The organism is Amedibacillus sp. YH-ame6 (genome assembly GCF_053848845.1).
This window is the reverse complement of the sequence record NZ_JBSPEZ010000010.1, coordinates 1-25,247: the sequence shown is the minus strand read 5'-3', so window position 1 is coordinate 25,247 and position 25,247 is coordinate 1. Positions and strand designations below refer to the sequence as shown.

Genomic DNA, 25,247 nt, shown 5'->3' with positions numbered 1-25,247 from the left:
TTGCTCATATCTTTATAAAACAACACGTTCTACATATTGAACACTATTTATCTTTCGCAAATTAGCAATCAATGTTTGTAAGTGTGCAGCATTAGTTACAACAACTGTCATTTTTGTCGTAGCGCTAATTCCATCTGCTTCCACTGTTGAATCTACATGTTGAAGTCCTGCTTTACATTGTGAAACCACGGTCACAATATCGCTCAACAAGAAATTTCGATCAGTAGAATTCACAATTAACTTTACTTCATATGTTTTCTGTTCTAAATTTTCATCCCAGTCAACATCGATTAAACGTTTCTTTTCATGTATAATATTTGGACAATCCGCACGATGTACTTTAACACCCTGTCCTTTACTAATATAACCAACAATGTCGTCTCCAGGAACAGGGCAACAACAAGCAGCCAGTGATACTTTCATAGAATCAATTCCCTCAATGTGAATTCCAGTTTGAGAAATCTTGCGTTTTCGATCTTGTTGGCGATTAAAAAGTTTCGCTAAAACTTCGTTATCCAATGGTACGCTTACTTTATGTTTCACGAGGCGTTCAATCACCGCAGGTAATGACACTTGTTTTACACCGATTGCATACATTAAATCTTGATAAGAATTAAAGCTCAAAGAACCTGCGATATTTTCGATTTTCTTTACATCTTTATAAGTATCTATATCTAAATTACGACGTTTCAACTCATCTTCCAACATCTCCTCACCTTTTTTCACATCCAGTGTACGACGTTCAGTTTCTTGTTTTTGGAAAAAGGATCGTATTTTATTACGAGCATGGGCAGACTTCACTATTTTTATCCAGTCTTCACTTGGCCCAGGAGATTGTTTGCTTGTACGAATACTAACGACGTCTCCTGTCTTTAATTTTGAGTTCAAAGGCATAAGAACTCCATTGATAGTAGATCCAACAGTATGATGTCCAATTTCAGTATGCACACGATATGCAAAATCAATTGGAGTAGAACCATTCGGTAACGCAATGACTTTTCCTTTTGGAGTCATAACATATACATTTGCCTCAAAAATGTCCTTTTGAAGCAAATTCATATATTCCATAGCATCGTCATTCACTTCATCACTCATAACACTGAAATCTTTAAACCAGTGCAATTGTTCTTCGATTTCTTCTTGATGAATTTCTTTTCCGTTATTTTCTTTATAACGCCAATGTGCTGCGATACCTTGTTCAGCGATTTCATCCATTGTTTCTGTTCGGATTTGAACTTCAAAGATATTTCCATCTTCTGCCACAATAGTAGTATGTAAAGACTGATACATATTTACTTTAGGCATCGCGATATAATCTTTAAAGCGTCCTGGAATCGGACGGTATTTCGCATGAATGTACCCAAGAATTTCATAACAAGCAGTATCTGAATCTGTAATAATACGAATCGCAAGTAAATCCAAGATTTCTTCGAATCGTTTATTTTTTGTCATCATTTTCTTATAAATGCTATACAAATGCTTTGAGCGACCAAATATACGATACTTTAACTGATGTTCTTCCATCAATCTAGAAATATCAAAAATCATATGTTTTACTTGTTCATCGCGTTCTGTTTTTCGTTTCTCAACAAGTTTTGCGATTTCATAGTATTTCTCATTATCTAAATATTGAAAACATAAATCTTCCAATTCATTCTTGATGTCACTAATACCAAGACGATGAGCGATTGGAGCATATACTTCCAAGGTTTCAGAAGCAATCTTCTTTTGTTTCTCTTCACTCATGTATTGTAATGTACGCATATTGTGCAGACGATCTGCCAATTTAATCAAAATAACACGTACATCCTTTGCCATCGCAATAAATATCTTTCGATGATTACTAGCTAAATACTCTTTTTCATCTTTGAACTTTAAAGCACCAATTTTAGTAACAGATTCTACAAGCGAAGCGACTTCCTCACCAAAAGAGTCAGTGATTTCCTGTATGGTAACATCACAATCTTCTACTACATCATGAAGAAAACCTGCCGCAATTGTTTTAGGACCAGTTCTCAACATTGCCAATATATATCCTACTTGTATCGCATGGATGATATATGGTTCCCCACTTTTACGATATTGACCAGTATGATTTTTTTCAGCACATAAATATGCTCTAGTAATTAAATCAATGTTTTCATCTTTTTTGATATACTTCTTTATCTCTAACAACAATTCACTAAATGTTACAACATTTGTGCTAACCATACTTTTCACCTCGCTTTCACAAAAGAGGAAATCCTCTTGTTTTATTTTAATACGTCATAATGGATAATATATTGATATCCTTTAATAAATCTCTGCCATGTAAATCTGACAATTCAATTAAAAAAGCACAACCTACTACTTCTCCGCCTAATTGATGAATGATTTCAACGGTAGCCTCTACAGTTCCACCAGTTGCCAAAAGATCATCAACAATTAAAACTTTTTGCCCTTTGGTAACACCATCCTTATGAACATGCAATTCATTACTTCCATATTCTAAATCATAAGAAACACTTACCGTTTCACGAGGTAGTTTTCCTGGCTTACGAACTGGTACAAATCCAATCCCTAATTCATATGCAACAGGACATCCAAAAATAAACCCTCTTGATTCAGGGCCTACAATTACATCCGCACCAACTTCTTTTGCAAATGCAATCATTCGATCACAAGCTTCTTTAAATGCCTTTCCATCCGCCATCAATGGTGTTACATCACGAAACAGAATACCTTCCTTTGGGAAATCAGGAATATCTGCAATATACTCTTTTAAATTCATGGTACTTCCTCCTGTACTTATTTACTTATTATATCAAATTCTTCATTAAAATGCATTATCTTATCGCGCTTCTAAAACAAATATATTAACTTTCTTACGCTTCATAAAGGTGTTTACCCTAAGATTGCCTAGGAAGCTGATTTGTTTATGATCCGCAAGTCTTGTGAGCGCGTCTTGGCAACGGAAATACATCGCTTCACATGTATCATTAATCACCCATTTCGCATGTGCACCTTGACTTAATGCCTTCATCGAAACAATTGGTACATCTTTTAAATAAAACAATGGTTCTTCGAACCCATTTCCAAATGGAGCTAATCTAGATAGACTTTCTACTTCTTGAATAGATAATTCATCAATGGATACAGGAATCACTTCATATATCTTTTCTTCATGTAATTCAACATCCTTCATTTTATTATTTACATAATCTTGGATAACCTGCTTTTTCTCATATGAAAATCCAATACCTGCAGCTGCTGGATGACCACCATAAGCACTCAATTCTTTCATACAATCATTAAAAAATGTGGTCAAATCTAATAAATTACCACTTCGAATACTACCCTTAAAAGTAGATTCACTCTGTGCAACAACCATAACAGGTTGATGTAGCTCTTCTTGTAGTTTACCCGCTACAATTCCTGCCATACCCTCGTGAAAAGAATCATGAAAGAGTAATTGGAAACGATATTCATCATGCACCAGTGACCTTGCCACATCGACCATTTCATCACTCATAACCTTTCTTTGATCATTTAAGTTATGAATCTGTTTCGACATATTCATAATATCATCACGATTTGATGACATCAAATAACGAACAGTATTATTCGCATTTGCCATATCTGCCAAACGTCCAGTTGCATTTAACTTTGGGACGATTTGAAAGGCAATCATCATCTCATCCCATTGAGGATAGCGATCATAAGCCAACATTTGTACTGGTAGACATACTCCTTGTTTTAAATAAGAAATACCCAACTTTACAATCGTTCTTGTTTCTTTTCGTAGTTGCATAACATCACCAATAGATGCCACACAAGCGAGTACCACATGTTCTTTAATCTCACCTAAAAGAGCGCGCGATATCTCCAAAGCAACACCCGCTCCACTTAGGAATGAAAAATCATCTCCCATGTGTTCTGGATGCAACAAATATAAACATGGAAATTCCTCATCCATGGAATGATGATCACTTACGATGACATCAAGTCCAAGCTTTTCTGCTTCTTTTAACGCATCAAATGCCTTCACACCATTATCTACTGTTATGAGTAATGTGTACCCTTTTTCATGTGCCATGGTTACTGTATGTAACTGAAGTCCATACCCCTCTTTGAATCGATTCGGAATATAAAAACCACAATCTACGCCATACTTATTTAACGCATCAACAAGTATGGTAGTAGCACATATTCCATCCGCGTCGTAATCCCCACAAACCAAAACTTTTTCTTTATTTACCTTTGCCAAATAGATACGATCTACTACTTCTTTCATACCACTTGCCAGCATAGGATTTATAAGAACCTTTTCTTGAAGATGTTCTTCAATTTCTTCATCACTCATTTGCTTCGATGCAAGCACCTTTGCGCAAAGAGAAGAAAGTGAAAAGCGTTCTTTTATTTCTTTATATCGTTCGAAATCTAATTCTTTTATATTCATAATTATCACCGTTTGTAATCATATCACAATTTACACCATATTACGAAACAAAAGACCGAAAAAAAACAGGTAGTACCTGTAGTTTATGCTTTCACTTCAAACATATCTTCAAAATCATGAAGTTTCATCTTAGAACCTAATATCACTGCCTGTGTTGATAAATAAGCGACCACTTCACCAACCGTAAGTGAATTGATATCATCTAATGCTTTATGTATACTTTCAGGTTTACGCACTTTCCAATTTCCTTCAAGTGTACTTTCTATATGTTCATATGTTAAAGAAGACAATTCCCGTCGAAGCTCATTTGCTTTCAGGGTAATCGCTAAACGGATATATTTTTCATCAAATTCATTCGCATTACTCATACGTTACCCCTCACTTTCATATGAAGTATTATAGCATGTATTTTTGTGTTTGCGTTATGAAACTATATTTACATTTTTGATATATTTTACATTTTAGAAAGAGTAGGTATCTTACATGAAGAAAACCATTATACGATCCACCATACTTTTAATTATTGTCTCTGTTATCGCAAAAATTTTGTCATTTATTGTGCGTATTATGTTAGCTAGAACCTTAAGTGAACAAGCAATGAATTACTACACCCTAGCTTCACCCACCATGGTGTTTGTCATTACGCTTGCGCAAATGGGTATACCCACTGCATTATCAAAGGTAATTGCACAAAGCAAAACTCCTAATAAATCCATGAAAGTAAGTATCTTATTATCTGTGTTAAACAATGTAGTTATTATTTTGTCGTTCTTAATCATTCTCCCCATGTTAGCACAATACGTATTGAAACAAAATGAAATCAAACCTGTACTCTACGCCATCCTCCCTCTCATTCCCTTTGTCACTATATCAGGTCTTCTCAAAGGATACTTATATGGAATACAGCAACACATACAGGCAACCAGTTCACAAATCTTCGAAGAATTAGCTCGCATTATTTTTTTATTTGTGGTCTTTAGTTTACACCCTGACATGAGCGCCATTCAAATGGCACAATACGCCATGATCTCTGTAACGGTAGGTGAAGTCATCAGTATGTTGTTTATGTTGTGTTCTATACGTATAAAAAAACATACGTTATCACGTATCCCACATTTGTTCCTAGATTTAAATCGTTCTTCATTTTACGAGATATTAAGTGTATCCCTTCCCATGACCGGAAGCAGACTTATTGGCTCTTTGACTTACTTCTTCGAACCCATCATTATGGTCATGGGATTAAGTAGTATTGCGGCTGGTTCCATGATATCTGCATATGGACAATTAAACGGTTATGTGTTGCCCATTATCACAATGCCTTCCTTTATCACAGTTACCTTAAGCAACTTTTTATTGCCCTCCTTTACGTATCATTACTCTCGTGGAGATATAAAAAATGCTAAGAAACTGTTCAACGTGATTATAAGTTGTTGTTTCTTCATTGGAATATGTTGTAGCTTTGCTTGTTATTTTTATAACGAAGAACTATTAACGTTGTTTTATCATAACACCAGAGGAGCTCATATTCTAAAACAACTTGCTTGGCCATTTGCCTTATTCTCCTTACAAGCTCCCTTATCCAGTATGTTGCATGCATTATCTCGCAGTAAAAAAACTGTACTTGATACCTTATTAGGATCCGTTGCTCGTTTATCCTGTGTCTTCTTTTTAACACCACTTTTAGGCAATACATCTTTATTTATAGGATTGGTTCTTGGAATGCTATTAACAACAATCACACACGCTTTGCGACTTGGTGTAGCACTTCATCAGGATGTTAAGAAGACTGCTTCTTCCCCAATTCCTTTTTAATCACATAAAACCCATCTTTTTGATACATGCATAAAAAAACATCATGAATATCATCAATCCCTTCTTTCTTCAAAGATTCAACTAACCAAGTTTCATCGTATTTCAAATCAGCTAAAGCATCTTTATTTACAATACCATCGTTGATTAAAGGATCTGGATGTTTCACTTTACATTGTTTTTTTGGAATGATGCTTAACTCTCCACTATTCTCCAATACTGCAAAGGCTACTTCATCTGGTGTGCATAAGTCTTTGCTTCTAATTTGTGACATTAAATCATCGATATTATAACGCTCTTTTTTCATCTTATCCTGATTGATATGTCCATTATGAATTAAGATGACGGATTTCCCATCAAATATATCTCGAATCTTTTTACTTTTTAGTAATATCCAAGAAATTGCTATCTGCATAATTGCCAAGGTAAAAATTGGAACTAAGGATTTCATAATACTTTCCTTTGTTTCCGCAATTGATAAAGCCAACAACTCACTCATAACAAGGTAGATAACAATATCAAATACCGATAACTCTCCAACTTCTCTTTTTCCCATGACACGTAAGGATAAGATGATTACGAAATACACCACAAAGCATTTACTCATCAAAATAAAATAGGTATTCATTTTCTGTTTCCTCCTGCATAGTTTTCCTATATCGTTCATACAATTGACTGAGGTGAACATTCATGAAAAACAAAGTTCAAATATATGTACAATCAATTGCCATCGTATTGATACTCACAATGTTATTTTCGCTTGTTTTTGCTTCTTTATACTATTTTAATGTAATTCAAACAAACACGTTTCATATCTTAAATTGGATCAGTGGAATTCTAGCATTTGGTGCAGGTGGTTTTTGGATTGGGAAATGCATAGAAAAAAAAGCGCTTTTCAACGCTTTTCTAGTATTGCTTGCGGTATGTATTCCTGCTTTACTCTTATGTGAACATACCTTATTAGGATATATAGAAGTCCTTAGCAAACTTCTTTCTTATATGGCAGTATGTTTATTTATTTATACTACAAAGCATAAATCATAATTATTTTGAAAATAGACCTTCATTAATATTATACCCTAAATGTTGATAAGCTTTCTCTGTGACAATTCTCCCTCTAGGAGTACGGTTGATAAAACCAATCTGCAATAAGTAAGGTTCATACACATCTTCTAGTGTCATCGTTTCTTCACCAATGCTGCTAGCTAATGCATCCAAACCAACTGGCCCACCTTTAAATCGATCAATGATTCCTTTTAAGTATTTATGGTCAACATTATCTAGTCCCAAATGATCAACTTTTAGTTTATCAAGAGCCATAGCCGCAATTTCTTTTGAAATAATGCCATCGTTCATAACTTGCGCAAAATCGCGAACTCTTCGAAACAAACGATTCGCAATACGTGGAGTTCCACGAGAACGAAGTGCAATTTCCAATACCGCTTCTTCCTCTATTTCGGTATCCATCACTCGAGATGTTCTTGAAATGATTTGTTGCAATTCTTCCATTTCATAAAATTCTAATTGCGAAACAATCCCAAAACGATCACGTAAAGGCGCGGTTAAATCACCCGCACGTGTAGTGGCTCCTACCAGTGTGAAGGGAGGTAGCTCTAAACGAATAGCACGAGTGGTATTGCTTTCTTTCCCTACTAATATATCAATACAGTAATCTTCCATTGCAGGATATAATACTTCTTCCACTTGCTTAGGAAGACGATGAATTTCATCAATAAACAACACATCCCCAGCTTGAAGAGTTGAAAGAATTGCTGCTAAATCTCCACTTTTTTCAATAGAAGGTCCACTTGTTGTTTTGATACTTCCTCCCATTTCATTGGCAAGAATATAGGATAACGTTGTTTTTCCTAACCCTGGAGGACCATACAGTAATACATGATCCAATGCTTCATTTCTTTGTTTTGCGGCTTCAATGAACACGTTCAAATTCTCTTTCAGCTGACGTTGTCCAATATATTCACGTAGCGTTTGAGGACGAAGAGTAGCTTCATCATCAAAGTTTTGTGTTTCTGCCGAGACCATTCTGTCCATCTACTAAACTCCTTTTCTTTTCGCAAGCATACTTAAAGCACTACGAATATACTGATCACTATTTAGATCAGATTGTTTACTCAATTCTTTTTTAATGCTATTGATTTCAGCATTCTTATACCCAAGTGCTTTCAATGCTTCTAATGCATCCACTAACTCTGCATTTTCTTTTACTTCTATTTCAACTACTTCTTCTACTAGTTTCCCCTTTAAGTCTAAAACAATCTGAGAGGCACTCTTAGCGCCAATACCAGGAAGTGTCTTCAATAATTTTACATCATTATTTTCGATTGCCTCCACCATTTTTTTCACAGGACAAACTGCTAACATACTCAAAGCCGTTTTAGGACCCACACCTTTTACAGAAATAAGCTGTAAAAAAAGATCATGTTCTTCCATGGAAGTAAACCCAAATAACGTTATGGCATCTTCCCGGACATGTTGATAAGTATATAAAATCACTTCACTTTGCAAAGAAACAACCGTTGGATTACTAATATAAACACGATATCCAATCCCGTTATTTTCTATGATCAATGAATCGTTGCTATAACTATGTATAATTCCTTTAATAAATGCTATCATTTTTCATCACCTTTTATATTTTACCATGGAACATAAAAGAAAAACAGTGCAAAAGCACTGTTCGCTCATTTAAACCAAATCTAGCAATTCTCCTAAGAAGCTCCAACTGATTGCACCACAATACAGTCCATAGAACAATGTAATAATAAACACCTGTGCAGGTATGAGTGCAAACAAGAACGCTATCCAGCCTTCTACCATAAAGGGAGGCATAGAATCTAAATTAAGGAAATAAATAACAAAATATAAAATACATAACGCCAGTATGGAAAGTACAATTCTTCTTTTATGTTTTATTTCTTTGCTTTTCTCTTCTAGGAAGCGATTTAAATCCACGTTTCCTTCATAATTTATACCAACCATATCAAATGGTTTATGATATACACCTTCTCCACCATGCAATAGTAATACCTGCTTTACATTTTGTCCTTTGCTAATCACGTTGCTTTGCACAGCACTTTCCATAGTTACTCCATACACAACATCACAAACATAACCGTATTGTTCTAGATTTTTTACTTCTTCTAATTCCCAAATATCATGAAGGTATACATACATAGCACGATGTTTTGCCGCAAGTTCTTCAAACATAGAAAGACACGCATCATCCATCAGGACTTTTTTATCTACATAGATATGATATTTCCTTTGCATTAACATATTATCGACCCTTTCTTACATTTCTTATTTTTCTTATTTAATTGTAACATAAGATTACGATATGGTCAACGCAAGATAAAATCATTCTTATTTAACATCTAAATCAATGGATACAGGACAGTGGTCAGAACCAAAAACATCCGTATGAATGTGTGCTTCTTTTATGTTATCTTTTACATCATCAGATACAACAAAGTAATCGATTCTCCACCCAGCATTTTTTTCACGAGCTTTGAAACGATAACTCCACCATGAATAACATTCTCTTACATCTGGATATAAATAACGATAGGAATCAATAAACCCACTCTCTAACAAGCTCGTCATCTTCCCTCGTTCTTCCTCTGTAAATCCTGCATTTCTACGATTTGTCTTCGGATTCTTTAAATCAATTTCTTGATGCGCTACATTCAAATCACCACAAAGTACGACAGCTTTCTTCTCTTTTAACTTTAATAAATATGCTTTAAAATCATCTTCCCACTCCATACGATAATCCAACCGTAACAATTCATCCTTTGAATTAGGAGTATATACACATACCAAATAAAACTCATCATATTCACATGTAATCACACGTCCTTCATGATCATGTTCATCTATTCCAATGCCATAAACAACACTTAATGGCTCGCGTTTTGAAAACACCATTGTTCCACTATAGCCTTTCTTATCTGCACTGTTCATATATTGTACATAACCAGGTGTTTCTATCTCTAATTGTCCTGGTTGCATTTTTGTTTCTTGTATACAAAATATATCCGCATCTATTTCACGAAAGAAATCCATAAACCCTTTCGTCATACATGCTCGAATTCCATTTACATTCCATGATACCATTTTCATATTCATTACCTCCATCTATAGTATATATGATAGCGGATTTCCTATAAAATGACCAGTGATATCCACTTTAAATGCACTCCATTTACTTTCAAACAAAAAAAAGGATTATCTCAATCCTTTTTATGTAGGTAGTTATCAAATGATTTGTATTAGTCTACAAATTCAAATTCAATGCCACAAATGTTAATCATATCTCCATCTTGACATCCAGCTTTACGAAGCGCATCATCGATTCCCATTTTACGCATTTTACGTGCGAATCGCATGAAGTCTTCCTCATTATCAAGTTTGCTCATTTTGAAAGAACGTTCCATTTCTTCTCCAACGAGTTCCCAATTACCATTTCCAAGATTTTTAATCTCAAAGGCTGGTGCTTCAGGTTCAAATTTGTACAATACACCTTCTGCATCTTCATCCACTTCTTCATCATTGTAAAGTGGGAATTGTGGTGTTGTTTCCAACAAGTCCGCAGCACGGTATAATACAGGATCTAATCCTTCCGCAATAATGGTCGTAGTCTCAAATACTTCGATATCCGGATAAGCTTCTTTGAATCGTTTTAAATTTTCTTGAGCTCCATCCAAATCCATCTTATTTGCAAGTACCACTTGAGGACGCTCCATCAAACGGTATTCATAATTTGCTAATTCATCATTGATGATACGGTAATCTTCAACAGGATCACGTCCATCGTTCGCCCCCATATCTACAACGTGTAAAATTACTCGACAACGTTCGATATGACGTAAAAATTGATGTCCTAATCCTTTTCCTTCACTTGCACCTTCAATCAACCCTGGTAAATCTGCCATAACAAAGCTTCTTCCATCACTAACTTGGACCATTCCAAGATTTGGCGCAATCGTAGTAAAGTGATAATCCGCGATTTCTGGTTTTGCTTTTGTCACCACTGACAATAACGTAGATTTTCCAACAGATGGAAATCCTACCAATCCAACATCGGCTAATACTTTTAACTCTACCTGGATATCAAATTCGTCTCCAGGCGCACCTAGCTCACTATATTGTGGTGCCGTATTTTTACTAGATTTGAAATGATAATTCCCTTTTCCACCTTTCCCACCTTTGGCAATGATTTCTCTTTGCCCATGACGAGTAAGATCCGCAACAATCGCTCCAGATTTTGCATTCTTCACAATCGTTCCCTGAGGAACTTTCACAACGAAGTCATCTCCACTAGCACCATGCATCTTTTTGGTCTTTCCATTTCCACCACTTTCCGCAAGTACCTTCTTTTGGTAACGAAGATCTAATAAGGTTGTACGTCCTTCATCAACTATGAAGACAACATTCCCACCATTTCCTCCATCACCACCACTTGGTCCTCCGAAAGCTACATATTTCTCACGGCGAAAAGATACGATACCATCGCCACCTTTTCCAGCCTTAACATGAACTTTAACTCTATCTATAAACATTGGGTATACCTCCTATCTTAGGATATCCAAAAATAAAATCCCCTAGTCGGGGATTTGTTTCATTACGCTTGTGGGTAGACAGAAACTTTTTTCTTGTCTTTACCTAAACGTTCGAATTTAACGATACCGCTTACTGTCGCAAACAATGTATCATCTCCACCTCTACCAACATTTGTTCCTGGGTGAATTTTTGTACCACGCTGACGATAAATGATTGATCCTGCATTGCAGAACTGTCCATCAGCTAACTTAGCACCTAAACGTTTTGAAGCAGAGTCACGTCCGTTCTTAGTAGAACCAACACCCTTTTTAGACGCGAAGAACTGAATATCTAAAGTAAATTTCATAATCACACCTCCTGATCGTTTAATTTTATATTGTTTTGATAATTTTCTTCAAGAGTTCGCAGTTGAATTACATATGCCTCTAACAACATCTGTGCTTCTTTGCTCTCTTGTTGTAATCTTATATTGATTTGTGATTCGCTAATATTGAAATCACAAGCACCATTCACCAGCTCATCCAATGCATTCATCATTCCAAATGTAACGGAACTAACCCCTGCACAGACAAGGTCCTGACCGTGTGGTCCTGAATCCGCATGTCCAACAACCGTGATATCACGAATGATAGAATCTTTGCGTCTGATGGATACCTTAACCATATTAAGCCTCGATAGATTCGATTGTTAATTTAGTATAAGGTTGACGGTGTCCCTGTTTACGATGAGAGCTACCTTTTTTCGCTTTATATTTATAAACGATAATTTTCTTAGCTTTCCCTTGTTTTTCAACTTTTGCGTTTACTTTCGCACCTTTAACGTAAGGAGTTCCAATTTTAGTTGTTTTGTCTGAACAAGCTACTACCTTGTCAAATACAACTTTGTCACCTTCTTGAACGTCTAATTTTTCTACAAAGATTGTAGAACCTTCTTCTACGCGGATTTGTTTTCCGCCTGTTTCGATAATTGCGTACATGTATCGCACCTCCTTCTATATTGTTTAAGACTCGCCATATAAGGTGATGATTTCTCATTCTTGTACCTTTTCTGAGCGGTTGTAAATCCAAAAGGACATACAACGTAGTTAGTTTACCACAAAACGTTTTAATTCGCAACGTTTTTTTCATTTTATTCATCTATGAAAAATGAATAGAAAGTTTTATAGATTCTCCCTTATATCATACTTCCTGTGTTTCAATACGGGTAATTTTCTTGATCAAACAAGAGTTATCTCGTTTTTCATCAATCACACCTTCCACATAAAAGTAATTCCCTTTCACAAGTTCTCCTGCGTGGATTTCATATAGATTTGGCATACATACCAAATCAAATTTACTTGTTTCATCCGCAACAATTAAAAAAGCCATTAAATCTCCTTTTTTTGTTCGATGTTGTTTGATACGTTCAAGAATACAAATGAATTTAACATATCCTTTTTTGTTATGTAAAGATATGATGGATGGAAGCGTTGCATTGACCTTACTACGCAGTTCTTCAATTGGATGTTTTGATAAATAAAATCCAATCATTTCTTTTTCTTTCTCTGCACGAAGTGCACTATTTTCCTTAATGGATATAAGCGCAGGTTTTGAAACTAAATCAAAATCAAAAAGCACTTGATCTGCATCTTCTATTTTAACCAAATCTCCATAACGCAATGCATCATCTAAAGAGGCTATCATACTTGCACGGTTAATTTTAAAACAATCTAATGCTCCAGCAAAAATCAAAGTTTCCATTATCTTTTTATTAATTTTATAACCACACATACGAGCCACAAAATCAAAGTAATCTTTGAATTTTCCTTTTTCATTTCGTTCTTCTATGATTTGAACACACAATGCACTTCCAATTCCTTTAATTCCTAAAAGTGGATAGCGTAGTGCATTACCTTCAATTTCATAAGTACCACTCGAAGAGTTGATGTCTGGAGATAGAATTTGAAGTTTACGTTTCTTTGCCTCAAATACATATTCACTTGTTTTTGTTTCAGATCCTATCACTGAATTTAGTAAACTCATAAAGAAATATAAAGGAGCATTTGCTTTTAAGTATGCCATTTGATACGCAATCATACCATAGGCAACAGAATGCGCACGGCCAAATCCATAGTTAGCAAATTTCATAATCAACTCATACACATGTTCTGCAACTTGTTTCTCAAATCCTTTTTGTATAGCTCCATCAATAAAATCTTGTTGAAGTTTAACAAGTTCACTTCCCTTTTTCTTACTGATTGCTTTACGAAGATTATCTGCTTTCCCAAGCGAAAATCCAGCCATGGTTTGCGCCGCTTGCATAATCTGTTCTTGATAGATCATGATACCATAGGTATGTTTTAATATCGGTTCTAATACAGGATGAATATAATCGATTGTTTCAGGGTGTTCTCTGCGTTTTAAGTATTCTGGTATGTTCTCCATTGGTCCTGGACGAAACAATGCGACTGTCGCCACAATATCTTCGAAACAATGTGGTTTCATCTGACGAATCAGATTTTTCATACCTTCACTTTCTAATTGAAAAACACCCATAGTGTCTACTGCTTGTATTAATTGAAAGGTTTTCTTATCATCCAAAGGAATTCTCATGATATCAAAATCTTTTTTCGCACCCTTTTGAATATGACGAACAACATCATCAATAATCGTTAAATTACGTAGCCCTAAAAAATCCATCTTAATCAAACCTAGTTCTTCCATATATTCCATGGTAAACTGACTTGCACACATTCCTTCATCCACATCAATCAATGGGCACACTTCTTCAATCGAAACATTCGACATAATAATTCCAGCAGCATGCAAAGAAGAATGTCGTGGCAATCCTTCGAGTTGTTTACTAACCATAAATAGTTGTTTATATTTATCGGAAGAATTGATCATTTGTTTAAAACGAGGAACATTATGATAGGTATAATCAAGTGTTACCTTTGGCATATAAGGCACCATTTTACAAAGGGTATCAATCTCTCGAATATTGATATTCATAGAACGTCCAACATCCCTTAGCACTTGTTTTGCGGCAAGTGTATTAAAGGTAATAATATGTGAAACACGATGTGTTCCATATCTTTCTTTTACATATTGAATAACTTCATCTCTTCGATTATCAGGAAAATCCGTATCGATATCCGGCATAGACACACGTTCTGGATTCAAAAAACGTTCAAATAATAAATCATATTTGATAGGATCCACATGGGTAATCCCCAAACAATATGAAACTAGAGAACCCGCAGCACTTCCTCGGCCAGGACCTATATAAATATCTCTCGTCTTTGCGAAACGAATAAAATCCCATACAATAAGAAAGTAATCCGCATATTGCATACGTATAATGATATCCAATTCATAATCCAAACGTTTTTGATAAACGGTAGGTATTTGTTTGAAATCCATACGTTTCATAAGTCCTTTTTGACACAAACTACGTAAAAACTCCTCGCTTGTCACATCATATTTGTTTTGGAATTTAGGTAGGACAGCTTTAGCAAATTGCATCTTAACCTGACACATAGATGCTATTTCATCGCTTCGTTTTAAATCATCTTCCTCATATAATGCTTCCATTTGTTGCATAGAGCGAAAATATCTCTTTGGACTATAATTCAACATTTTATCATCCACAGATACTCCTTGTGCAATCGCACAAAGTGTTTTATAGCTTTCTTCTTCTTGTTCATTTTTAAAATACACTCTTGAAAGTGCAACTGTTAAGATGTCCATTTCTTTACAAATGGATTTTAAAAATGGATTCTTACTTGCCAATAATCCAGAGTCATTACGGGCAATGGATACATAAAAATTAGAAAACGATAGAGAACACTCTTTTAGATATTCTATAAGTGGTTCTTTTTCTTCGCGTATAATATAAGTTTCTAAATTATTTTGATCTCCATTGGTAATTACTACACAATCATTTGTATATGGCAACAATTCCTCTAATGTAAGAATTGCAATATGTTCATCCGTATTGATACGAGTAGATAGCTTCATTAAACTTTGATAACCATCATCATTTTTCGCCAACAACAATAGTCCAAAGATACCATCGTTCCATTTGACATCCACTTCCATTCCAAAGACAGGATGGATCCCCTCTTTCTTACAAGCATGATAAAAAGCCATCGCTCCATGCATTACGTTTTTATCTGTTAACGCAACACTTGTATAGCCATGTTCTTTTGCACAATCAATGATTTTTTGTATCGTCATCGTACTTTGTAATAATGTAAAACAACTTCTAACATGCAAGTGGACACTCATCTCAACACCTCGTACTTATTTTATCATAAAGAAGCAGTACTGTCTTCTCTTATCCATCGAATTCCTATCACAACCACATCTTTACAACAAATGAAAAAGCCCTGTTTTTTACACAGAGCTTATTGTTCTTTTACACATTCACTTAAATCTATTAATAATTGTTTGATATCTGCTTCTAACAATCCCTTTACACCACATGCAAAGCGATGTCCACCACCATGATAGCGGTTTGCGATATCATTGATTGTTTTATTTTTCGAACGAAGACTTCCGTTATAAACACACTCACCTTGTTCATTGCGTTCTTTCTCAACAAAGAGTGCCCACGCTTGAAATTCATCAACACCACCAAGAACAAATACTTTTTCTTTAGCTTCGTTGAAGGATAATCCAAATTTCTCATAATCTTCTTTATGCACAATAATATAAGCTATACAATCATCAAACCATTTAAAATTTGAACGAATATAATTCTCATATCGAAATTGTACCATTGGAGTTGAGAAATTCTCCTCATTGGCTTTCGCGACATTTGCACCAGCCTCCAATAAGAAAGCCGCCACCTTTAATGTCTCAGATGTTATTGTAGCGATTGAAAATCGCAAAGTATCCGCGATTAAACCACCGTATAAGTATTGCGCACATTGGGCAGAAACCTGTTTATGTTCCTCTTTTAGCATAAAACCTAGTATTTCACATGTGGCACCGAAGATATCTTCAATAATTTCATGATCTGCGAACTTTTCAACAATGATATGATGATCCACTCGTATGCTAGATTTTGCCTTACTCCAACGTCCATCATCGATTCTTCCCGTATTTGCAGTATCTAATATGATCGCTAAAGAATTTTCAATTTCTTTATCATTCACTTCATCACTTGCAGGGAAATTCGATGATTTTGAACACTCTTCATACCCTAAAGCATATACTTTCTTTTCAGGATATGTATCCATAATCCATTGTTTTAAACCAAACTGCGAACCTAAAGCGTCACTATCTGGTGCAACATGACGATAAATGGTGATGACATCATGTGCTTCAATGCACTCGAATAATAGTTTCGTATTCATACGCTTAAATTAAGCGATACGTATCACGTGCAATCATTAATTCTTCATTTGTTGGAATTAGCCAAACTTGAACTTTACTATCTTCTGTAGATAAAAGAACTTCTTTACCACGACTAGAAGCATTTAATTCAGTGTTCAATTTAATTCCGAAGGCTTTTTCTAATCCCTCACAAATCATCTTACGCATGTTCGTATCGTTTTCACCAATACCACCAGTGAAAACCATTGCATCAGCACCACCTAATTGTGCATAGTATCCACCAACAGTTGTAATTACACGGTTTACATAAACTTCTGCAGTTAATACAGCAGCTGGATTTCCATCATGATATCCATCTTCTATGTCACGAGCATCAGAACTAATTCCACTTACCCCTAACATTCCTGATTGTTTATTCATAATATCATCCATTTCATCTGGAGTTATTCCTGTTTTCTTCATAATATAAGTTACGATAGCTGGATCAATATCTCCACATCTTGTACCCATCATAACACCAGCAAGTGGTGTGAATCCCATGGATGTATTGATTGATTTACCACCATCTACCGCAGTAATACTAGCGCCATTACCTAAGTGGCAAGTGATGATTTTTGTATCTTTTACATCTTTGTTCATCAATTCCGCACATCTTTGTGATACATACATATGAGAAGTACCGTGGAATCCATAACGACGAATTTTGTATTCATCATAATATTTCATAGGAAGAGCATATATGTAAGACTCTTTCGGCATTGTAGAATGGAAAGCAGTATCAAACACAAATACATGTTTACATTGTGGAAGATGTTTCTTAAACGCGTTATAACCAATTAAACCAGCTGGGTTATGTAATGGAGCTAAATCGTTCAAAGATGAGAACTTTTCAACTACATCATCTGTTACTGGAACAGATTCTTTAAAGATTTCACCACCATGTACAGCACGATGTCCTGCACCAGTGATTTCATCTAAAGTATTTACAATCTTATGTTCAACCAAAGCTTCTAATAACAAAGAAACAGCTTTTGTATGATTCAGGATTGGTAATACTTTTTTTACTTTTTCTCCGTTTACCTTAATTGTGAAAATGGCATCTTCAAACCCTATTTTTTCAATAATACCACTTGTTAATACAGTTTCCTCTGGCATTTCGAATAATTGAAATTTCAATGATGAACTACCAGCGTTTACAGAAATAATTTTACTCATAATATCCTCCTATTTATTCCATGTTTTCTAAAGCATCCATCAGTAACTTTACTTCTTCGTTACCAACTTCTTTTATTTTACCATAAATCTCTTTTCTTTTCTCGTAATGTGAGACAAGATTCAACTTTTTTTCATAATCTTCTAAAATATGTGAACTTCTTTTGATATGATCGTTCACTGCGGAACGTGTAATATGTAGTTCTTCTGCAATTTCAGATAATGAAAAATCTTCTTTAAAATACAAATCCATGATGCTTTGTTGTTTTTCAGTTAGCAACACTTCGTATGCATCTAAAAGAGCATTCATGCGTTGCATTTCATCAATCATGCGTCAATAATCCTTCACACATTCCATACAAATAAGAATCTATATCAAACGGACGTAAGTCATCAACTTTCTCTCCAAGTCCAATATATTTCACTGGAAGACCTAGTAAATCACGTATTGCGATTACAATCCCACCTTTGGCAGTTCCATCCAACTTCGTCAGGATGATTCCTGTAACATTTGTAGTTTCTAAGAAAATCTGTGCTTGTGAAATCCCATTTTGTCCAGTCGTTGCGTCCAACACCAACCATACTTCATGAGGTGCACCAGGAATTTCACGTTCAATGACACGTTTCATTTTCCCTAATTCATTCATTAAATTCGCTTTGTTTTGTAAACGGCCTGCGGTATCTCCAATCAAATAATCCATATGTTGTTCATTTGCATATCGACAAGCATCTACTAAAGTTGCGCTTGGATCTCCACCTTCTTTTCCTTTGATACAAGGAACGTCTAGACGTTGCGCCCATGTCGCAAGTTGATCAATGGCACCTGCACGAAAGGTATCAGCTGCGGCCAACACAACTTTGCCACCTTCTTCTTGAAACAGTTTCGTTAACTTAGCAGTAGTTGTAGTTTTCCCACTTCCATTGACTCCAACCATCAAAATAACAGTAGGACCATCTTCGTTTTTCTGAAACTCTTTATCTTCATGCGATACATACATATCACGCATTACTTCGACTAAACATTCACTGATTTCATCAAAGTACTTCAATTTTTGATCCATCGCTCTATTTTCAACTTCATCCACAATTTTTTGCGCAGTCTTTATACCTATATCCGCTTCCAAAAGTGCAATCATTAAATCTTCAAGAAATTCTTCATCTACTCCAGTAAATCCCAAAGCAAGTTTTCGTATTCTCTCTGAAAATGATTTCTTTGATTTATCTAACCCACTAAGATAACGATCTCCATCCGATTTACTTTGAAAGGATTTTTTTAATTTTGAAAATATTCCCATTAAGCACTCACCTCTTCTTTTTTATCCACCAAATTAATGGCATCTTGTAGTTTTACCTTTAACAATTGTGATACACCATTTTGTTGCATCGTAACGCCATATAAAGCATCACACTGTGCCATCGTTCCTGGACGATGTGTAACCACTATAAATTGGCTTTCTCCACGGAATTGCGCAATGTATTTCGCAAAACGTTCCACATTTGCTTGATCCAGTGCAGCCTCCACCTCATCAAAAATACAAAGTGGCATCGTACGTGCTTTTAAGATTGAGAATAAAACGCATATTGCGATAAGACTTTTTTCTCCACCTGAGAACAAACGAATATTTTGTACAGTTTTCCCAGGAGGTTGTACATCGATATCGATACCAGTATTCAAAATATCTTCAGGATCTACTAAGAACAAACGAGCCTTTCCTCCACCAAATAGTGAACGGAATACATCATTTAATTCTGCATTTATTTTATCGAACATTTCCTTGAACTGTTTCACCATGATTTCATCCATTTCATCGATGGCTTCTAGTATTTTATCTTTCGCAAGAATCAAGTCTTCACGCTGTTTCGTTAAGAACTCATAACGCTCACTTACTTCTTTATATTCTTCAGGAGCATCTAAATTCACGTTTCCTAAAGCCGCAATTTCTTGACGCAAAAGTGAAACACTGTGACGAGCTTCTTGAATATCCGTATCCATTTTCTGACTTTGTGCATATTCAAATGTCATCTCATAGGTCGTGGATAAACGCTCTAAAGAACCTTCAAGTTTCGTTTCTGCTTTGGCTTGACTTACTTCTACATCACGTTGTTCATTTTGTAGAATATTTAAGTCACGACGTAGTTGGCGAATTGCGCCTTCTTTACGTTCTACATCACTTCCCGCCTTCATACGACGTTCTCGTTTCCCTTTTGTAAGAGTTGAGATTTCATCCAAACGAGAATGCAAGGAACTAAGTTTTACAACCAAGTCATCTTCTAATAACGCAGTATCTTCTAAATCTTCATCTGGTGCAATCTGTTCATAATCCGCACGCAAACGATCATATTTCGCCCATTTTGCTTTTACAATCTGATCCAATTGTGCATTGGATATTTGCATTTGGACAAGCTCAGAGGCAATCTTTTCTTTCTTACTTTGAAGCGCATATAATTGATTTCGTAACCCATCTACTTTCAACGCTTGTCCCTCTAAACTAGATAGTACTTGTTGAAGTTCTTTTTGAATGGTTAACGGTGTTGAATTATTCTTGTTTTTACCACCCGTCATACTACCGCCTTTATTGACGATATCACCTTCAAGTGTCACGATTTTATAATTGTGTCTTAATACTTTTGCGATTTCATTCGCATTTACTAAATTATCAACGATCAATACGTTTCCTAACAAAGATTCTTTCAATGTATCAAAGGCTTCTTCATTTTCTACGAAATCACTCGCTACACCTAAGTATCCTACACAGTTTTGTGCCAATACCACATGCTCTCTATTCATGCCTCTTGATTTCATAACGGTCAATGGTAAAAAGGTTGCTCTACCAGATTGGTTACGTTTTAAGAATGTTATCGCATGACGTGCACTAGCTTCATCTTCCGTAACGATATGATACATCGCCCCACCAAGTGCATTAGAAACAGCCGTCTCATAATTAGTCTGTGGTTGGAAAATCTGAGATACCACACCCAATATACCATCTAAGGTTGATTTCGCTTCTAAAACAGCCTTTACAGCCTGTTGATGGTTGAATGGTTCTCTTGCTAAGTTTTCTAATACAGACTTACGATTTTCCAATCGATTTAAAATAGAAGATGCTTGTTCATTCTCTTGCGTACAAGCAGCCAATTCCCCATCTACTTTGATTTGATTTTCTTTACTTAACGCAATATCTGTTTCCAACTCTTTCAAACGTTTTGCACGATCTTCATATTCGTAATGTGCTTCCTCGACCATTGTTTTTAATTCTCTAGCCTTTTCCGCATTACTCGCGAATTCTAATGCATACTTACGCTTTTCATCTAATTCGATCTTTCTAGTTTCTAGAATACGACTCTCTTCATTTAATTTCGCAAATTCATCTTGTAAACGATTGATATCACGATCCAATTGATACATTTCATTACGTAATTCGTTATTCTTATTATCCTCTACTTGAATTGTAGTTTCATGCATTACCTTTTGTGAATCTAAATCAAATGCCTTTTTCTTTAGGGTATCGATTTGTTCACTCAATTTTTCAATTTCATCGACCAACACACTTACTTCAATGACTTCCAACTCTTTTTTCTTTTCTTTATAAATCTCTGCTTTTTTCGCCTGACGTTTCAAAGGGTTTACTTGACGTTCTAATTCTAAAACAATATCTTCTAAACGCGCCAAGTTTTCTTGTGTACGATTCAATTTAGACAAAGATTCATTTTTACGTTTCTTATATTTTGCGACTCCCGCAGCTTCTTCAAACAACGCACGTCGATCTTCTGGTTTCGCATCCGCAAATGCAGAAATGTTTCCCTGCGATATAATAGATAAAGAATCACGTCCTAATCCTGTATCCATCACTAGATTTACAATGTCCTTTAAACGACAAGGTGTTTTATTAATAAAATATTCAGCCTCACTATTTTGACGGTGTAATCTTCTAGTAACTTCCACTTCTTCATATTCTACGCCCAACATATGACGAGAATTATCAAACACAAGAGTTACTTCTGCCATATTGACTGGTTTACGTGCTGTAGATCCACTAAAAATGACATCACTCATGCTGTTACCACGTAGAGACTTCACACTTTGTTCTCCAAGCACCCAGCGAATGGCGTCATTGATATTACTCTTTCCACATCCATTTGGACCAACAATCCCAATAACATCGGAATCGAATGTAATGATGGATTTATCTGCAAACGACTTAAATCCTTGCAGTTCTATACGTTTTAAAAACATAATGCCTCCGTTCCACCAAATTCACTATAAGGAATCCTTTATATAACATGAATTTTTTGCATATACCGTATAATAGTATAGCATATATTTGTGGTTTGATAAAGATTGTGTTAAAATAATAAACAAAATTGGAGGTGCATTATAAATGGAAGAAAAATCTATGCGCAATATGTTCCGTCTAGGATTTGGAGAAGAAGTTGCGAATTGCATTACCCATGGAATTATGGCATTCATATGTTTGATTTCTTTGCCTATAACAGCAATATATGCCTATAGCGAAGGTGGAGCTACAAAAGCAAGTGGAGTATCTATCTTTATTATATCTTTGTTTCTTATGTTTTTGGTCTCAACGATTTATCACTGTATGCCTTTTGGGACAAACCACAAATACGTGTTTCGTAAATTGGATCACATTTGTATCTTGTTCGCAATTGCTGGAAGTTATACCCCTGTCGCTTTATCCCTAATTGGTGGATGGCAAGGATTCGTTATTTTACTTATCGAATGGGGCGCAGTACTAGGTGGTATTTTATTGAAATCGATTGCTAAGAAGAGTTATCCAAAAGTATCAATGGCACTTTATATGATTATGGGATGGACAGCAATCTTGTTTCTACCTACCCTAATTCAAAAAGCATCTGTTTCATTTCTAGTATTAATTGTTGCAGGTGGAGTCATGTATACCATTGGCGCATTCTTTTATGCCAAACCACAAAAAAAATATTTCCATTCCATATGGCATATTTGTATCAACCTAGCTAGTATTCTACATTTCTTAGCTATCGTATTTGCATTATAGTACAACCTATAAATAAGATCACCCTAGTAAATAGAGTGATCTTTTATTTTGTACAATCGTTTCATGAGTCAAAACTTTGAATATCCCCAATATCTACAAGTACTAATAGTACTTTGCTATATTGATTGCTTACATTTCTTTCTTCTATTTCTTTATTGATCTCCATTCATCTTCTAGAATCGACATCAATATAACATCCGCATATTTATCACCATCTTTAACAGCATCTCTCAAAACGCCTTCCCTCTTAAAACCAACTTTTAAATATGCCTTCTCTGCCCTCGGGTTAAAGGAATACACATCGAGTTCTAAACGATGTATTTTTAATTTCTCAAATGCAAAATCACGGGTAACTTCTATGGCCCAAGTCCCTATCCCCTTTCCTCTTACATTCCTATGGAAGAGACCAATACGAAAATTAGCACAGCGCAAATCCCAATCAATTTCATTGATTACACTTTCACCTATAATGCTTCCATCAGGTGCAATAATCAAAAAAAGGTATCGAGCAGAATCTTCAAGAGATTTGAGGAAAAAGGAAGTAACTTCTTCTTTCGTAAACACTTCTTTACTGCCTGTTAATCGTGCAACTTCTTTGTCTAAAGGATTAAAATTTTGTTCGTAATAATTTGTGATATCTTCAGCTTTAGCCAATCGGATGAAATAGCCATCCTTTTCACTTATAATATTTATGTTCATATGCTCTTTCCTTTCAAAAATATTTATTTATAGCGTTATTATACGACTATCAAACATCACTAGCAACTCCAATATCATAGAGCATACAAGAATCCTTACAGTAGAAAATATGTAGTAAAATGAAGAAATACAATATTTGGATATTACAATCAATATAGTGTTTTTGAAACAATCAAGTTTTTTCGTGAATAAAAAAAACGATAATATCGATTAATCCCCAATTAAAAATGGAGCAATATGCTCCATTTGCGTGTTTGAAAGGGTTTATTTCTAATTATAATTGTTTACTAATTTCATTCGCCATTGTTTTTATGATAATACAACAGCTTGTTGCTCCCGCATCTAAGAACCCTCTGCTTCTCTCACCTAAGCGAGCGGCTCTTCCTATTTTTGCGACTAAGTTCTTTGTGTTTTCTTTACCAGATTCCGCTCCTTGTTGAAGAGCTAATAATGCATCTTTGAAAGTTGCATTTTCCATAAGGGATGTTTGGTAGGCTTCAATAGCTGGATTCAATGTATCAATCAATGTCTTATCTCCAACCTTAGCACCTGCTAAATCGCATAGTCCTTGTAATGCTAATTGGAATGCTTCTAATAACACTCCTTTACTTATTTCATCCTTGCCTTTCGTTGCCTTACTAAGCTTTGAAAACATTGTCCCATAGATTGGTCCCATGCTTCCACCAATATCTTCCACTAGGGTTCTTGATATGACTTTCATTGACTCTGTGAAGCTCATCTCTTCACTTAGTCTTTCTTTTGCCATTAAAAATCCCTTGTTCATATTGACTCCATGATCTCCATCACCAGTTGCTCCATCAATTTCACTTAGATAACTTGCATTTACATGTATGGCTTCACATATGGCTAACGCAATCTTTCCTTGGTTCTCATTCTTTATGTATTCCATATCATTTCCTCATCTGCGTTAAACCAACGCATTCACATTCCATATCAAGGCATTCTTTTAATTCTTCATCAAGTTTCATCACGGTTAATGTTACTCCATTCATCTCTAATGATGTAAAGTAATTCCCTACATAACTTCGATATACCACAATGCCTTTTTCCCTCATTAAATTCTCTACTTCATCGTAATAAATATATTGTTCCATGACTGGTGTTGCCCCTAATCCAGATACAAGTACAGCA

At 35.3% G+C, this 25,247-nt stretch carries 25 protein-coding genes and 1 other annotated feature; of the genes, 3 read left to right on the top strand and 22 right to left on the bottom strand.

Going from position 1 to position 25,247, the window contains the following annotated elements:
* Positions 1–12: 12 nt before the first annotated feature.
* The 4 genes from ACWG0P_RS08180 to ACWG0P_RS08165 form a co-directional block, all read right to left on the bottom strand.
* Positions 13–2,211 carry a RelA/SpoT family protein gene (locus ACWG0P_RS08180; protein WP_455801306.1) on the bottom strand — a complete coding sequence of 733 codons (2,199 nt, stop codon included), beginning with the start codon at positions 2,209–2,211 and terminating at the stop codon, positions 13–15.
* Positions 2,212–2,257: 46 nt separating this feature from the next.
* Entirely contained in the window at positions 2,258–2,770 is a 513-nt protein-coding gene (locus ACWG0P_RS08175) for an adenine phosphoribosyltransferase (RefSeq protein WP_455801305.1), read from the bottom strand.
* Positions 2,771–2,830: 60 nt separating this feature from the next.
* The gene (locus ACWG0P_RS08170) at positions 2,831–4,438 is read right to left on the bottom strand and encodes a single-stranded-DNA-specific exonuclease RecJ (protein WP_455801304.1); all 1,608 of its coding nucleotides are present in this window, start codon (positions 4,436–4,438) and stop codon (positions 2,831–2,833) included.
* 83 nt (positions 4,439–4,521) lie between these two features.
* A complete protein-coding gene (locus tag ACWG0P_RS08165) occupies positions 4,522–4,806 on the bottom strand; it encodes a post-transcriptional regulator (RefSeq protein ID WP_455791646.1) in 285 nt (94 codons plus the stop codon).
* Positions 4,807–4,921: 115 nt separating this feature from the next.
* On the opposite strand from ACWG0P_RS08165, the gene ACWG0P_RS08160 reads away from it, so the two are divergent.
* Positions 4,922–6,250 carry an oligosaccharide flippase family protein gene (locus ACWG0P_RS08160; protein ID WP_455801303.1) on the top strand — a complete coding sequence of 443 codons (1,329 nt, stop codon included), beginning with the start codon at positions 4,922–4,924 and terminating at the stop codon, positions 6,248–6,250.
* Here ACWG0P_RS08160 and ACWG0P_RS08155 read toward each other — a convergent pair.
* Positions 6,216–6,875 (bottom strand): DUF421 domain-containing protein, encoded by a 660-nt coding sequence (locus ACWG0P_RS08155; RefSeq protein WP_455801302.1) that lies wholly within the window; start codon positions 6,873–6,875, stop codon positions 6,216–6,218. The genes ACWG0P_RS08160 and ACWG0P_RS08155 overlap by 35 nt on opposite strands.
* 62 nt (positions 6,876–6,937) lie before the next feature.
* Here ACWG0P_RS08155 and ACWG0P_RS08150 point away from each other — a divergent pair, with 62 nt between their 5' ends.
* The gene (locus ACWG0P_RS08150) at positions 6,938–7,291 is read left to right on the top strand and encodes a YrzE family protein (RefSeq protein WP_455801301.1); all 354 of its coding nucleotides are present in this window, start codon (positions 6,938–6,940) and stop codon (positions 7,289–7,291) included.
* Here ACWG0P_RS08150 and ruvB read toward each other — a convergent pair whose 3' ends face one another.
* The 14 genes from ruvB to ACWG0P_RS08080 all read right to left on the bottom strand — a co-directional run bounded on the left by ruvB (position 7,292) and on the right by ACWG0P_RS08080 (position 22,597).
* Entirely contained in the window at positions 7,292–8,299 is a 1,008-nt protein-coding gene (gene ruvB, locus ACWG0P_RS08145; protein WP_455801300.1) for a Holliday junction branch migration DNA helicase RuvB, read from the bottom strand. It lies immediately after the preceding gene.
* Between the two features lie 3 nt (positions 8,300–8,302).
* Entirely contained in the window at positions 8,303–8,884 is a 582-nt protein-coding gene (gene ruvA / locus ACWG0P_RS08140; protein WP_455801299.1) for a Holliday junction branch migration protein RuvA, read from the bottom strand.
* Between the two features lie 69 nt (positions 8,885–8,953).
* Entirely contained in the window at positions 8,954–9,544 is a 591-nt protein-coding gene (locus tag ACWG0P_RS08135; protein WP_455801298.1) for a hypothetical protein, read from the bottom strand.
* Positions 9,545–9,631: 87 nt separating this feature from the next.
* On the bottom strand, positions 9,632–10,390 hold the full coding sequence (locus ACWG0P_RS08130) for an exodeoxyribonuclease III (RefSeq protein ID WP_455801297.1): 759 nt from the start codon (positions 10,388–10,390) through the stop codon (positions 9,632–9,634).
* Between the two features lie 149 nt (positions 10,391–10,539).
* On the bottom strand, positions 10,540–11,829 hold the full coding sequence (obgE, locus tag ACWG0P_RS08125; protein ID WP_455801296.1) for a GTPase ObgE: 1,290 nt from the start codon (positions 11,827–11,829) through the stop codon (positions 10,540–10,542).
* Between the two features lie 62 nt (positions 11,830–11,891).
* Positions 11,892–12,176 carry a 50S ribosomal protein L27 gene (rpmA, locus tag ACWG0P_RS08120; RefSeq protein WP_455791633.1) on the bottom strand — a complete coding sequence of 95 codons (285 nt, stop codon included), beginning with the start codon at positions 12,174–12,176 and terminating at the stop codon, positions 11,892–11,894.
* A gap of 2 nt (positions 12,177–12,178) precedes the next feature.
* Positions 12,179–12,493, bottom strand: a complete 315-nt coding sequence (locus ACWG0P_RS08115) for a ribosomal-processing cysteine protease Prp (RefSeq protein ID WP_455801295.1) — start codon at positions 12,491–12,493, stop codon at positions 12,179–12,181.
* A gap of 1 nt (position 12,494) precedes the next feature.
* Complete coding sequence (rplU, locus tag ACWG0P_RS08110; RefSeq protein ID WP_455791630.1) at positions 12,495–12,806, bottom strand: 50S ribosomal protein L21; 312 nt, start codon at positions 12,804–12,806, stop codon at positions 12,495–12,497.
* A 17-nt stretch (positions 12,807–12,823) separates the two neighbouring features.
* Positions 12,824–12,897 (bottom strand) — a sequence feature (ribosomal protein L21 leader region).
* 111 nt (positions 12,898–13,008) lie between these two features.
* A complete protein-coding gene (dnaE, locus tag ACWG0P_RS08105) occupies positions 13,009–16,098 on the bottom strand; it encodes a DNA polymerase III subunit alpha (RefSeq protein WP_455801294.1) in 3,090 nt (1,029 codons plus the stop codon).
* Positions 16,099–16,217: 119 nt separating this feature from the next.
* Entirely contained in the window at positions 16,218–17,171 is a 954-nt protein-coding gene (locus ACWG0P_RS08100; protein ID WP_455801293.1) for a DHH family phosphoesterase, read from the bottom strand.
* Positions 17,172–17,175: 4 nt separating this feature from the next.
* Positions 17,176–18,366, bottom strand: coding sequence for an acetate/propionate family kinase (locus ACWG0P_RS08095; protein ID WP_455801292.1), 1,191 nt, complete (start codon positions 18,364–18,366; stop codon positions 17,176–17,178).
* A gap of 13 nt (positions 18,367–18,379) precedes the next feature.
* Complete coding sequence (gene ylxM, locus ACWG0P_RS08090; protein WP_455791622.1) at positions 18,380–18,694, bottom strand: YlxM family DNA-binding protein; 315 nt, start codon at positions 18,692–18,694, stop codon at positions 18,380–18,382.
* Positions 18,687–19,658 (bottom strand): signal recognition particle-docking protein FtsY, encoded by a 972-nt coding sequence (ftsY, locus tag ACWG0P_RS08085; protein ID WP_455801291.1) that lies wholly within the window; start codon positions 19,656–19,658, stop codon positions 18,687–18,689. Before ftsY ends, ylxM begins: the two co-directional genes overlap by 8 nt.
* Entirely contained in the window at positions 19,658–22,597 is a 2,940-nt protein-coding gene (locus ACWG0P_RS08080; RefSeq protein WP_455801290.1) for a chromosome segregation protein SMC, read from the bottom strand. The genes ftsY and ACWG0P_RS08080 overlap by 1 nt, the downstream gene beginning before the upstream one ends.
* 145 nt (positions 22,598–22,742) lie before the next feature.
* Here ACWG0P_RS08080 and trhA point away from each other — a divergent pair, with 145 nt between their 5' ends.
* Complete coding sequence (gene trhA, locus ACWG0P_RS08075) at positions 22,743–23,396, top strand: PAQR family membrane homeostasis protein TrhA (RefSeq protein WP_455791617.1); 654 nt, start codon at positions 22,743–22,745, stop codon at positions 23,394–23,396.
* Between the two features lie 144 nt (positions 23,397–23,540).
* On the opposite strand, the gene ACWG0P_RS08070 is transcribed toward trhA, so the two are convergent.
* From ACWG0P_RS08070 to ACWG0P_RS08060, 3 genes are all read right to left on the bottom strand, one after another.
* Positions 23,541–24,095, bottom strand: a complete 555-nt coding sequence (locus ACWG0P_RS08070; protein ID WP_455801289.1) for a GNAT family N-acetyltransferase — start codon at positions 24,093–24,095, stop codon at positions 23,541–23,543.
* 274 nt (positions 24,096–24,369) lie between these two features.
* A complete protein-coding gene (gene dhaL, locus ACWG0P_RS08065) occupies positions 24,370–25,005 on the bottom strand; it encodes a dihydroxyacetone kinase subunit DhaL (protein WP_455801288.1) in 636 nt (211 codons plus the stop codon).
* 1 nt (position 25,006) lies between these two features.
* A partial coding sequence (locus ACWG0P_RS08060) for a dihydroxyacetone kinase subunit DhaK (protein WP_455801287.1) occupies positions 25,007–25,247 on the bottom strand: 241 nt, incomplete at its 5' end.